Genomic DNA, 13,436 nt, shown 5'->3' on the forward strand with positions numbered 1-13,436 from the left:
GAATGAAAATCAATAGAAGAAGACGGCTTATAAGAACGTTCAATCTTTTGGATCAGCCCATCAGGTTTAATCCGTTTGTGTTCAGCCGTACTTTTTTCATGTGGGCTTTTACAGGACTTGTAGGAGGCATTATTGCCGGTGGATATTGGATTGTACTGGAACATTTTACTGAATTTTTAGCCCATTTTCAAGGCTGGCAGGTAATTCCTACGATGGCAATTTGTGGCCTGCTGGCAGGATTGGTGATCCATTTTATTGGTGATCCGGGAGAAATCCATCTGATTGTGAATAATATCAGGTTTAATAAAGGAAAACTGGAACCAAAAAATAATCCATCCATGATTTTGTCCTCACTTTTTTGTGTGGCATCAGGAGGAAGTTTAGGCCCGGAAGCACCTTTGGTACAGGTTACCGGATCTACAGGAACCTGGCTAGGGAAAATTTTTAGATTAAAAGGTGAAGAGTTACGCTCACTAAGTATTGCAGGGATGGCTTCAGGTTTTACGGCTCTTTTTGGTGCTCCGCTTGGAGGAAGTCTTTTTTCACTGGAAATTCTGCATCATAAACATGCGGTTGAATATTATAAAGCCATTATTCCGGCTTTGGTAGCAAGTTGTTTCAGTTATCTGATGTTTGCTTTGATTATCCATTTGGGAATTGGAGCAACCTGGGATTTGAAAGCCTATCATTACACCGGAGTATATGATTTTTTATATGCTACCTTATTTGGAATTGTGGGAACTCTTTTTGGATGGATTTTCATCTTTGTAGTGAAGTTTTTCAAAAAGATTTTTGAATACAAAAAATTTCCGATCTATATCAAAACATTAGTAGGAGGGATTCTTTTAGGGATTATTGCTTACAATTTTCCGATTACAAGATATTTTGGACACAACGAGATCAATCAGTTGATCGGAGGGAATTTCGGATTGAACTTCCTGATTCTGGTTTTGGTCTTTAAAATATTAGCTATTGCCATTACAGTAACTTCAGGATGGAGAGGTGGTTTTATTATCCCGCTGTTCTTTGTGGGAACTACATTAGGATTAATTATTCATAATTTATTTCCGAGTGTAGATACTACCTTAGCCATTGTAAGCTGCATGGCTGCAATCAATGCCTGTGTGACAAGAACTCCGATGAGTACTACCATTATTCTGGGAACACTAACGGGGTTTACTTATTTTGTTCCGATTTTGTTCGCAAGTCTTACAGGATATTTCCTGGCTCCTAGGATTCCGTTTATTGGTTCCCAGTCGGAAAAGTTAGTACAAGAATAATATCTTATATAAATAAATGCTGATCTATTTTTAAGATCAGAAGGTATCAAAAAAGTTCAGGTAGTTCCTGAGCTTTTTTTGATTTTTATAAAGAGAAACTTTCTTTCATCCACTTAAGCTTAGTGAAGCTTTTCAGAAACTTTGCCTGTAGAGAAATATATTTTTCCTGAGCATCAATCATCTTATTTTCCCTCGAATTAATGAGGAAAAGAGAGCTTTCACCATTCGTGTACCTTATTTCTTCAGCAGTAAGTAATTTCTGATAATTCACAAGATTGTTTTTAGAAAGATTAATTTGTGTATGATAATTGACAAGCTCGTTTTTATAGGTTTCAATCTTGGTATGAAGTTCTCTCTTTTTAACTTGGGTATCAAGCTGGTTTTGCTGTATTTTGATTTTAGCAATCTGATAATTCGCTCTGGCTTCTCTTTGGAATACCGGAATTTCAAGCTTTAAGCCATATTGAAAATTATTGTCAAAAAGTGGAAGATAATCTGCCTGATAATTTTCTTTGTTGAAGAAATTATAGGTAAAATCGAGTTTAGGAAGAAAACTTTGCCACTTCAGTTTACGTTCGCTTTCTAAAATTTGGTGTTTCTGATCATAATAAAGAACAGACCAATGAGTATCAATTTCCTTTGTGCTAAGCTCCTGAAGGAGAAATTCAAAATCCGAATAAGCAGGATGATCCGAAAGATGATTGGAAGGATATATAATATTGGAGATTTCATAAATCTCTTGCTTATCTTTCCATAAAAATAACTGCAGCTTCTGTGTGTTTCTGACAAAGTTTAGATAGGCTTCTTTCTGCTGAAGTTCAAAACTTTGCAGTTGTGAGCTGGCTTCAACTGTATCTATCGCTGCTCTTTCTCCATATTCGAAGGTCTTTTGGGTGAGGTTTAAACGTTTTTTATTGATTTCTACCGCTTTAGCCTGTAGTTGATAAATCTCAAAACTTTGTACCCATTCCCAATATGTATTTTCAGCTTCAAGAAGAAGTTCGTTGGTCAGAATAGTCTGTTCTGCTTCAGTCATTTTTACGGCAAATTTTGCCTGATCCAAGATCGCTCTACGTTTATCATACAAAAGGTTTTTGGCTAAAGGTACAGTAACTCCCATGCTGTACAAACCACCTTTAGTGTCACTGGAATTTAGTTTTTCACCATTCAGATTTTGATATCCTGCGGTAAGATCAATTCCGTACCAGGTAGGAATGCCCAGTTCCAGGTTTTTCTGTCTGTAATATTGGGTTCCATCAATATTTTTTTCTCCGATTTTTCCACCCAAAACAGGATCGAAAGCTCCTCTGGCTTTAGTAATTTCAGATTGAGCAATTTTATTCTGCAGCTGATATTTCAATGCGAGTGGATGATAATTTTTGACCACTGATATAAATTCCTGAGCCGAAATAGTGAGAGAATCCTGAGCCAGACCATCTTGGAAAAAAGATAGAATCAGGATAAAAAGAATTTTACTTTGCTTTTTCATATTTTCCGGATTGGTCATTTTTCACTTCATAATAGTCTGGAGGGAAACCATTGATATTTCTCCAGAGTTCATACCAGATCGGAACATCATTCAGGATGGCAATTCCCTGTACTCCGGCTCCCATCTTAATTTTTGGCGGCCATCTTTTTTCATCTTTATCCTCAATGACCAGAGCTTTAAAAAGCCCGTTAGCACTGATATTGCTTTCTACGGCAACTATTTCTCCGGCAAATGTTCCGTAGCTGGAGTTGGGCCATCCCGAAAATACAATAGCAGGAAAACCATCGAAAATACACATGATACGCTGCTTTTCCTTGATAAGAGGAAGGTCTACCGGTTTTACATAAATTTCCACTGCATAATCTACCGTAGTAGGAACAATGGTTCCTATGTTTTCTCCGTCTTTTAAAACCTCCCCAATACCTGCTTTGTTGAGTTGTATGACCTGCCCGTTTTGGGAAGCGATGATGAAATATAAACCCTGTCTTGCTTTATAATTGGCAACCTGATTTTCAAGTTTTGCAATATCTCCATCACTGCCTTCAATTTGTCCCATATTTTGAAACCGTTCTCCCTCTATTTTACTTAGTTTTTCTGTATAATCCTGGATTACTGAATTCTGCTCAATACCGGTATTGATAATTTCCTGGCGGGTTTGAGCAACTTTATTCTCCGAAGCTGTTTTTTTAGCAATGGCATTTTGATAAGAAATACTTCTTTGTTGAAATTGAGTCAGAGAAACCAGACCTTCTTCATACATTTTTTTCTGTCGGGTAAACTGATCCTCAGAAAGTCTTACTTCATTGGTAGCAGCAGCCAGTTCTGCCTCTTCCCCTGAAAGCTTGTTATTAAGCTGACTGATCTTTCCCTTTAATTGATTAAGCTTTAAGTCTCTTGCCGAATGTAAAGCCTGAAGCTGGCTTTTAACCGTTCCTACTTTCGCTTCATAAAAATCCCGGACTCCTTTTTTGGCATTCACCTGTTCCTGAGTTCTCTGTACCAAAAGCGGATCCAAATAATCTTCTTTGATTTCCGAAAGCTGCATCAGGGTATCTCCCTTTTTTACATAATCCCCGTTTTTTACATACCACTTGATAATTTTTCCCGGAATAGGAGAATGGAGTTGCTGGGGCCGCTGTTCCTGATAAAGAGAAGTTACATTTCCTTTCACTTTAATGTTCTGTGTCCAGGGAAGAAATAAAGTGATAATACCTCCAATAAAAATGAAGAGAAACCATCTTTTCACCCTTGATTTCTTATGAATATGATATATTTTGTCAAATGACTGTAGTTCCATTTTACTGATTTTTATGAGATGTTCTTAAAGTTCCCCCTTCCAGATGAATATGCTGATCCGCATGCTGCAAAAGTTCTGCATCCTGTGAAACAATGATGATCGTTGTTTTTTCTTTGATCTTCAAAAGGTACTGTATCATTCTATCCTGATATTCTTCACGGATTCCTGCAAAAGGGTTTTCCAGAATGATAAGCCTCTTTTCACCCAAAAGTGCCCGCAGAAGTAGAATTTTCTTTTTTGAGCTGAAGGTGATTTCAGGATCTGTTTCACTGACTTCGGTGAAAAATCCACTGCTGAACATACTGGAAATATTTTCTATTCCGATATTTTCAGAAAGCTCCAGAATGTCTTCCGTATGGCTTTCACTATTCCCCAATATGATATTTTCTTTCACTGTTCCCTGAATGATCTTCATATTTTCAAGATAAAGACCTATGTCGTTTCTCAGCAGTTGTTTCTCAATGTTTTTTAATGGAATTCTGTCAAATAAAATGGTTCCTGAGCTAGGGTCAAAAAAACCTGTGATCATATTGAGGAGAAGTGTTTTTCCGGCTCCTAACTTTCCTGTTAAAACATTAATGGTATTTTCCCGAATTTTAAAATTCACATCCGAAAGGATGGGGCTATGCTCGTTGAATGAAAAACTTACATTTTTAAATTCAATCTCTGCCCCTTTTTCTTTCTGTGATAATATAATTTCACCGTTTTGTTCCTCTTTAAGCTCTGTAATTTTAGAAAGTTTGGCAAAAGAAGCGATAAGATCATAATAACTTTCAAGGCTTACAATCAGTTTTTCTACAGCAGACATAATGCTTAGAACAACAATTTCTGTAGCAATAAAAGCCCCAATATTCAGTTTTTGATTAATCAGAAGATAAGTTCCAATAGCAAGCATCGCTAAAGTAATAATCACTTTAAAAGCAATAATCGTTTTGTACTGAAAAACAAGAACTTTAAAATGGGATGTCCTATGTTTAAGATATTCTACAACGCGTTCATCGGTTCCTTTTAGATGAGCATCATTTTCAGAATGCATCTTAAAGGTTTTTACCGATCCGGCAATATCTTCGATCCATGCCGCCGTATCATATTTTTTGTTACTTTCTTCAATACTGGATTTAATCCCGCTTTCCATCGTATATCTGAAAATAATAATTACAGAAATAACCACCAGCCCTCCAAATGCCAGAAACCAGGGATGATAAAAAGAAAGTAAAAGAATTCCAAAAACAATCTGAATCAACGCGGTGGGAATCTCCAGCAAAATCTTTGAAATTCCTTTTTGTAAATTTTGGATATCAAAAAAACGGTTAACAAGCTCCGGGAGATAATACTTTCTGGTATAAGAAAGATCGACCTTTGGAATCTTATCAGCGATGGCAATGGAAAACTCTACATATATTTTCTGCTGGATTTTTTCAATGATTTGTATCACCTTTAACCTGAAATATCCGGCAAGCCATGTTCCGATGACTACAAAGAAGATGAGGAGGTAAATGGAAGTCGTCATGGTAGCTCCCATTACAAAACTTACTATAGACTGTATTCCCAACGGAACACTCAATAAAACAAGACCGTTGAGGACAGCATAAAAATAAATATTAGTGACATCTTTTTTCTCTTTTGTAATGTACCGGATCAGTCTTTTGCCCTGTTCATTTGCGGTTATTTCCATTTTTCTTTTTTGCTGAGGTTACAGATTTTTCCATCTTTAGATTTTCCAATGAATACCGGATTGGTTTTGGAAAAGATAGACTGGATGCTCTTCTTTTTTAGAATACTTATACAGGATAGATGAAATTATTTTTTGAAAATGCCCTGTTGATAAAAGTAATAAATACATTTTTTGAATTCAGGTTTAATGATTCATCTTGTATTTTTTTTACCCATTTTTCGAAGCCTACTCTTTCTGAATTGTAAAAACAAAGCCTTTTTCGATTCTGTATTTCATCTGAAAAATTATATAATGTATATCTCTTATTTTGGGGTTTCAAAGATAAAAGATGAAATTTGTTAATATTCTTATCTACATTAGAATGAGATTAAAATGTCATTAGAATATGATGGTTGGATTTGTTTTTTTTATGATCGTTATCATATTATTTATAGATTCACCGCTTTGAATCTGAAAAGATCAGCAGGAAACTTAAAGAATGAATTAAAAGTTCAACAAATTTCTTTTTAACCTTGTTCATTTTTAGTAAATTTGTCAACCTTTAAATATTAAAATAAAATAATAAAAATAATATGAATCTTCACGAGTATCAATCAAAAGAGATTTTATCAAAGTATGGAGTAGCTATCCAACGTGGTTTCGTTGCAAACAACGTAGACGAAGCTGTAGCAGCTGCTGAAAAATTGACTGCTGAAACTGGAGCTCAGGCTTGGGTTGTAAAAGCACAAATTCACGCAGGTGGTCGTGGTAAAGGTGGAGGTGTTAAGTTTTCTCCAAACATGGACAAGCTTAAAGAAAATGCTCAGAATATCATCGGAATGCAGTTGGTAACACCACAAACTTCTGCTGAAGGTAAAAAAGTACACTCTGTTTTGGTTGCAGAAGATGTTTATTATCCTGGAGAATCTGAAACTAAAGAATTTTATGTTTCTATTCTTTTAGATAGAGCTGAAGGGAAAAATACAATCGTATATTCTACTGAAGGAGGGATGGATATTGAGCACGTTGCAGAAGTAACTCCTCATTTAATTCATAACGAACTTATTGATCCAGCGATCGGTCTTCAAGGATTCCAGGCTAGAAAAATAGCTTTCAACTTAGGTCTTGAAGGAAATGCTTTTAAAGAATTTGTGAAATTTATTTCATCTCTTTACAATGCTTACACAGGAATTGATGCTTCTCTTTTCGAAATCAACCCAGTGTTGAAAACTTCTGATAACAAAATTATCGCTGTAGATGCTAAAGTAACTTTAGATGACAACTCATTGTTCCGTCACAAAGACTTAGCTGAATTAAGAGATACAAGAGAAGAAGACCCAATGGATGTTGAAGCTGGTGAAGCTGGTCTTAACTTCGTAAAACTAGACGGTAACGTTGCTTGTATGGTAAACGGTGCTGGTCTGGCAATGGCAACTATGGATATCATCAAATTATCTGGTGGTAACCCTGCTAACTTCCTTGACGTAGGAGGTACAGCTGATGCTCAGAGAGTACAGACTGCTTTCGGAATCATCTTAAGAGATCCAAACGTAAAAGCAATCTTAATCAACATCTTCGGAGGTATCGTAAGATGTGACAGAGTTGCTCAAGGTGTTGTAGACGCTTACAAAGCTATGGGTAGCCTTCCGGTTCCATTAATAGTAAGATTACAAGGAACTAACGCTGTAGAAGCTAAAAAATTGATCGATGAGTCTGGTCTTCCGGTTCATTCTGCAATTACTTTAGAAGAAGCTGCAAACAAAGTAAAAGAAGTTTTAGCGTAATCTAAAATTTTCAAATAAATAAGAAACCGTTTCATTTTTGGAACGGTTTTTTTGTGCTTAAAAACTAATTTTTGTTGTAAATAATGAAGGCGCAATAAAATCAAAAATTTTCGGTTAACGTCCACTATTTATTTGCTGCAAATGCACGAGTTTGTTTTATTGATTATATAAAATGGAACAACATAGGCACATAGGCTTATGGACTCGTTTTGTAACCATTATCAGTACTATATAATTTTATAGGGATAGAATCATCACGCCTTAAAAACATTCATATATCCTAAAATCTTTGCATTACTAAAAAGCCACTCCAAATCGAAGTAGCTTAGTAGTAATTTATTCACAAACATCTGTGAAGTCTGTGGGAAATAAAAATGAACTATTTATCCTGGCTTTCAGGTGGATTGCTTTCTCCATTTGTAATACTGATACTTGTAGGAGTTACCAGCAGAATTTTATCCACATCAAATCGCTCTTTAATATTTAGATAGGCCTTACTTCTTACCTGTGCCAGATTTGCTCCAATTTTGATCCAGAATTTTACCTGAAGATTAAAAGATCCTTGTTTCAAATCAGTAAATATTACCTCTGCAGTATCCAGTTTATCAACATTATCAAGATTTTTTATCACATCCAGGATTCCTTTCTGGGCTTTACTAATGTCTTCATCGGCAGGAATTTCAAAATTTAAGATAATTCTGCGCTGAGGGGATGCCGTAATATTATAAAACGGAGCATTAAAAACCACCTGATTGGGGATATAAGCTTTCTTTCCATCGTCTGTAAGGATTTTAGTTGTTAAAAATCCAATCTCCTGTACGGTCCCGGAATGATTCCCTATGGTAATATAATCCCCCACTTTAAAAGCTTTGTCAATACCAATAAGCATTCCTGAAAAGATACTGGAAACAAGATCTTTCAAAGCAACTCCGGCAATAACCCCGGCTACTCCCAGACTTCCTATAAATTTCCACAGGAAACCACTGAAGCCCATAATTTCAAGGGAAATAAATGTTCCCATCAGCATAATCAGGAATCTGAATATACTGATTAAGGTAACCAGTGAGCTCTCTTTCTGACTTTTGGGAAAGAATTTGTGAAATAGTTTTACGGCAATCTGGCTCAGGTATTTACTTGTAATAAGAAAAAATGTAAATACTAAAATGCCGACAATCAGTTTAGGAGTAAGCTCTGCGAACGTTACATACCAACTTTCTAATACCTTATACACCAAGTCTATGTAGGTGAGTCCGGTTTTCTCCATGAATAAAATTTTACATTAAATATATAAATTTTCAACAAAAATTTTGCCAGTATCAAAAAGTCTACTAAATTTGTAGACTAACAAACACGAAATATTATGTCAATCAAACTAGGAGATACAGCGCCGGACTTTCATGCAGAATCATCTGTAGGTGATATCAGATTCTATAATTATCTGGGAGATTCCTGGGGGATTTTATTTTCACACCCGGCAGATTATACTCCGGTATGTACTACAGAGCTGGGATTTACTTCTAAATTACAATCCGAATTTGCTCAAAGAAATACAAAAGTGATTGCATTAAGTGTGGATGGGGTAGAGGATCATCAGAATTGGGTAAAAGACATTAATGAAACTCAGCATACTGATGTACAGTTTCCGATCATCGCTGACAAGGAAAGAAAAGTGTCTGAGCTTTATGATTTTATCCATCCGAACGCATCAGCCACGGCAACAGTGCGCTCCTTATTGATTATTGATCCTGCTAAGAAAGTGAGGCTTATTATTACTTATCCTGCCTCTACAGGAAGAAATTTTAATGAAATCCTGAGGGTATTGGATTCTTTACAGTTGGTGGACCGTTATCAGGTAGCTACTCCGGTAAATTGGGAAAACGGAGATGATGTTATTATTCCACCCACAGTTTCTACAGAAGATGCCATCAAAAAATTTCCAAAAGGGGTGACTGAGATAAAACCGTATTTAAGATATACGCCCCAACCTAATACATGATTTATTTGATTTTTTATAGTTTAGTTTTAATTTGTACGAAAAGCGCCCCGAAATAAAATTCCGGGGCGCTTTCAATTTTTTATAAGTATTTCAGTGATTACTTAACGTCGTTGATGATTTGTTTTCCTTTAGAAGTAGGAAGATAAATCTGGAATCCTAAACCAAAAGTAATTTTGTTAGTATATCCACCGTTTCCGAATCCAGCATTCGCATCATATTTAACTAAACCTTCTAAACCAATATTTGGTGTAATGAAGTAAGAATAACCAGGACCGAATCCAAAATTAAGACCGTTAGAAGAAGAACCTCCTTTAGAGATTGATGTTCCTCCAACACCTAAATTACCTTCCAAGAACCATCTTCCGTGGTGTAACAGGTTGTTTACTCCCTGCTCTCCCGGGTTAAGATAGTAACGTCCTAATGCTCCTACATTATAAGTGAATGTAGTTGGCGCATCTTTAGCTCCTTTGAAGCCTAAATCTACATATCCACCCACTGCAATGTTATCTTCAATAAAGTAAGCTCCTTTAGGCTGGATGTTGAAATCATAACCACCTCCTTTGTTTAATCCAAAGTTGGCGCCTGCAAGGTTACCCCCTACCATCCAATTACCTTTCTGAATCTGAGCGTTTGCAGTTGCTGTTAAACCTGCTACAGCTAATATCCCTGTTAAAATAAGTTTTTTCATAATTTATTATTTTAATAATTAAATGTTTATTATTCACGAATTATAGAAAAAACAATAAATGTGCCAGAGTCTTAATTTTAGACAATTTTTCTAAATTAATGTTAATAATATCAACAAGATAGGATATGTATATATAACTTTATTATTGTATATTTCATAATTAAATAATATAAAAGTTTAAGGGATGGAGGAAAAATTGCTAAAGTCTCAAAGAATTATTATTTCTGTTTTTATTACTCAGACAGAAAAAGTAGGGATGTTATTAATAATTTTATAAAATCTGCAGTTTTTTTATTTTCATCTTTATCTATTAATTAAATAAGTAAAAGAAGAATGGAGATAACAAGTCCTGCAATCGTAAACTTGATCCCGCGTTTGAAAGCTTTTGTCTTCGGATTAAACATCCAGAAACTTGAGATCACAAAGAAGAAAAGAGCAACTCCGAAAAATACACTTAGTGGAGCTATGGCATCTTTAGATTGTGATTTATGAAGAGAAACCATTTTATCCAACACAAAAGGCAGTTCCATTTTAGAATACTTAGCGATTCCTGTAGAAGAATCATAAGTTCCCTTTTTAAAATGGAGAACGGTACCTTCAGTCTTTTCTACTTCAAGGCCTTTCATCTTTAATTCTTTTTTCAGTTCTTTTTCAGATAGATTAGCAGATAAAGTCTTTTCATACTTTTTTTCGCTCTTTAGAAAATCTGTGTCTCTGTAGACCAGAATAATTCCACTTACAGCATACACAGCCATAATACCAGCCAGGAAATATCCCAGATAGCGGTGTGTAATTCTCATGAAACTTCTAGTGTCTTTAATCTTATCCATATCGTTTTTTTGTTTTGTTTTTAAATTTCAAAAGTGGAAACTGCAAAAATGCAGCTTCCACTTTTAATAAAGAAGTAATTATATATTTAATTCTACAGCTTGTATGTCAATGTAAAATAATAATTTCTTGGAGTAATCGGATTTACTGAATAATTCTCGTGAACATTATAGTTTACAACATCAAATAGGTTACCCACTCTTCCTTGGATTGAGAATTTTTGCCATTCATAACCAATTGATACAGAGACGGTAGTGTAGTCCTTTAGATCAAACATTCTACTTACATTGTTTCTACTGGAGTTTGTAGATTTTGTATCATTCCATCCAGCGATTCTGTCTCCGATATAATATACTCCGGCTCCAATTTTTAATCCTTTTACATAATTCGTAAACTTATAGAAAACAGAAGCATTTGCTGTGGTAGCTGGCGTTCTTACTAATCTTTGGTTTTCAACATATCCTTTATCTGGCGTGTCAATATAAACAGAATTGTTATATGAGAAACCTCCGATTATAGATAAGTTTTCCGTTGGATTTCCTGTAATGTCTAATTCTACACCACGGCTTCTCATATTACCTGCAAATTCTTTAAGATTGGTATCCGTTGAGGTTATAGGTGCTCCGTTTGAACTGGAGGCAAACCAATACGTTTGATAATAATTGTTGTACATGATCTGGTAAGCCGTTAAGTTAACAGCTAAAGCATTGTTCCAGAAGTTCTTTTTTATACCAATTTCATATTGATCAACTGTTGAAGGTTTTATACTTTGCTTTGATAAATTATTTAATTGATTTTGAACTTGTGTAGTAGATTGATTGGTATTTACCGTACCAAATTGATCTGAAGTATATCCTGCATTCGAAGCAAATGAATTAGTATAAGTTGCGAACACTGAAAGGTTATCATTTGGAGCATACACTAAACCTACTTTTGGAGAAAGTGCGTTGTCAGAAGTTGATGAATTTGCTACCGCAATTTTATCATTTAAAGTAAAACGGGTTGTAAGGGTTGGCATATTTTCTACATATGACCATCTTAATCCTGCAATTACTTTAAGTTGCTTTGTTATACTAATAAAATCTTGTGCATAGATTCCAATTCTTCTCGTGTTGATTCTATTTCTCGTACTAAGAGTAGAATTGGGCATACCAATATTTCCCCATGTTGAAGGATCATCTAAATAAAGAAGATTTTTTGGATCAGTAACATTATAAGTATAAGCATCTGCCTGACTATAATCTGCATCTGCACCAATTAATACCTTATGATTTATTTTTCCGGTATTGAATTCACCATTGATGTTTACTTGCGCAGAAGTATAATTTTGTTCATTGTAGGTTCTACCAAAAGGTCTTTTCCAAGATAATCTGTTAGGGTCTACATTGGCATCTTTAGTATCATAAATCCACTGTACTCTTTCAGAAGAGAAATAGTCTTTAGTATAGTTTTGATAAGAAGCAGTAGCATTTAAAGACCATCTTTCATTAAATTTATGGTTGAAAGTTACATTTGTAGAAGCTTGCTGTACATTTTGATATTGCCAGTCAGTTCCAAAGAAAGTACTTCTTGCAACAGAGTTATTTAATCTATAGCTTTGATCTTTTTCAGTAATAGATCCAATTCCGAAATCCGGAGTAAAATTATTTTTAAGATAATCTGCCTCAACAATTAACTGAGATTTTTCACTTAAATTAAATAAAAATGAAGGATTGAAGTAGTATTTTTCTGATTGTACAACATCTCTGAAGCTTTCTGCATACTCATAAGCACCATTTACTCTAAATGCAATATTTTTAGCTAAAGGTCCATAAATATCAACGGTTGGCTTATAAGAATTCCAACTTCCTCCATTTAATCCTATAGTTCCTCCAAAATTGAATTTAGGTTTTTTGGTAATCATATTGATAACACCACCTGCAGCGGTATTACCAAAAAGCATAGCATTGGCTCCCTTTAAAACTTCTACTCTTTCCAGACCACTTACTTCAGGGAAAATTCCACTATTTATTCGTGAACCATTCTTGAAAATATTATCATTTCCTAAAGCAAAACCACGCCCACCAAAGCTATCTTGAGAATTTCCTCTTGATGAAGTAACATATACCCCGTTGACATTCTGAAGAACATCGCTCAATTGTTTTGCCTGTTGCTGCTCAATGATTTCGTGAGTCACGATAGCAATCGGCTGAGGGTTTTCCATTACCGTCAGGTTAGACTTTGTAGATAATGTTCTTGCTTGGTTTGGATTCCCCGTTTTATGAAGATTGATGTCTTCAATCGTTTGAGTTCTGATCGTATCTGCTTCAACGTTTTTAAGCTGTGCACCCACTGAAACAGCGGCAAATAGAAGACCTAAAGAAAGTAGTTGTCTTTTCATTTTATTTTTATGTAGAACAGTTTTAAATAAGGCGCAAATG

The 13,436-nt window shown here is 35.1% G+C and carries 10 protein-coding genes; 3 read left to right on the forward strand and 7 right to left on the reverse strand.

Annotation, left to right across the window (positions count from 1 at the left end; translation table 11 throughout):
- Positions 1-2: 2 nt before the first annotated feature.
- On the forward strand, positions 3-1,280 hold the full coding sequence (locus EG344_RS14945; RefSeq protein ID WP_123910095.1) for a chloride channel protein: 1,278 nt from the start codon (positions 3-5) through the stop codon (positions 1,278-1,280).
- 85 nt (positions 1,281-1,365) lie between these two features.
- On the opposite strand, the gene EG344_RS14950 is transcribed toward EG344_RS14945, so the two are convergent.
- Genes EG344_RS14950 through EG344_RS14960 form a run of 3 tightly spaced genes read right to left on the reverse strand, consistent with a single transcriptional unit; the run spans position 1,366 to position 5,741 of the window.
- Entirely contained in the window at positions 1,366-2,769 is a 1,404-nt protein-coding gene (locus EG344_RS14950) for a TolC family protein (RefSeq protein ID WP_164464445.1), read from the reverse strand.
- The gene (locus EG344_RS14955; RefSeq protein WP_123910097.1) at positions 2,753-4,066 is read right to left on the reverse strand and encodes an HlyD family secretion protein; all 1,314 of its coding nucleotides are present in this window, start codon (positions 4,064-4,066) and stop codon (positions 2,753-2,755) included. Before EG344_RS14955 ends, EG344_RS14950 begins: the two co-directional genes overlap by 17 nt.
- Position 4,067: 1 nt before the next feature.
- The gene (locus EG344_RS14960; protein ID WP_123910098.1) at positions 4,068-5,741 is read right to left on the reverse strand and encodes a peptidase domain-containing ABC transporter; all 1,674 of its coding nucleotides are present in this window, start codon (positions 5,739-5,741) and stop codon (positions 4,068-4,070) included.
- A gap of 572 nt (positions 5,742-6,313) precedes the next feature.
- Here EG344_RS14960 and sucC point away from each other — a divergent pair.
- Positions 6,314-7,504: an ADP-forming succinate--CoA ligase subunit beta gene (sucC, locus tag EG344_RS14965; protein WP_034694875.1), complete on the forward strand. Its 1,191-nt coding sequence runs from the start codon at positions 6,314-6,316 to the stop codon at positions 7,502-7,504.
- Positions 7,505-7,883: 379 nt separating this feature from the next.
- Here sucC and EG344_RS14970 read toward each other — a convergent pair whose 3' ends face one another.
- Positions 7,884-8,768, reverse strand: coding sequence for a mechanosensitive ion channel family protein (locus tag EG344_RS14970; protein WP_123910099.1), 885 nt, complete (start codon positions 8,766-8,768; stop codon positions 7,884-7,886).
- 96 nt (positions 8,769-8,864) lie between these two features.
- On the opposite strand from EG344_RS14970, the gene EG344_RS14975 reads away from it, so the two are divergent.
- Positions 8,865-9,500 carry a peroxiredoxin gene (locus EG344_RS14975; RefSeq protein WP_123910100.1) on the forward strand — a complete coding sequence of 212 codons (636 nt, stop codon included), beginning with the start codon at positions 8,865-8,867 and terminating at the stop codon, positions 9,498-9,500.
- Between the two features lie 97 nt (positions 9,501-9,597).
- Here EG344_RS14975 and EG344_RS14980 read toward each other — a convergent pair whose 3' ends face one another.
- From EG344_RS14980 to EG344_RS14990, 3 genes are all read right to left on the reverse strand, one after another.
- Positions 9,598-10,188, reverse strand: a complete 591-nt coding sequence (locus tag EG344_RS14980) for an outer membrane beta-barrel protein (RefSeq protein ID WP_123910101.1) — start codon at positions 10,186-10,188, stop codon at positions 9,598-9,600.
- Positions 10,189-10,502: 314 nt separating this feature from the next.
- Positions 10,503-11,018 carry a hypothetical protein gene (locus EG344_RS14985; protein WP_123857600.1) on the reverse strand — a complete coding sequence of 172 codons (516 nt, stop codon included), beginning with the start codon at positions 11,016-11,018 and terminating at the stop codon, positions 10,503-10,505.
- Between the two features lie 92 nt (positions 11,019-11,110).
- Complete coding sequence (locus EG344_RS14990) at positions 11,111-13,396, reverse strand: TonB-dependent siderophore receptor (RefSeq protein WP_123910102.1); 2,286 nt, start codon at positions 13,394-13,396, stop codon at positions 11,111-11,113.
- Positions 13,397-13,436: the final 40 nt, after the last annotated feature.

The sequence above is a fragment of the Chryseobacterium sp. G0162 genome (assembly GCF_003815715.1).
Taxonomy (GTDB): domain Bacteria; phylum Bacteroidota; class Bacteroidia; order Flavobacteriales; family Weeksellaceae; genus Chryseobacterium.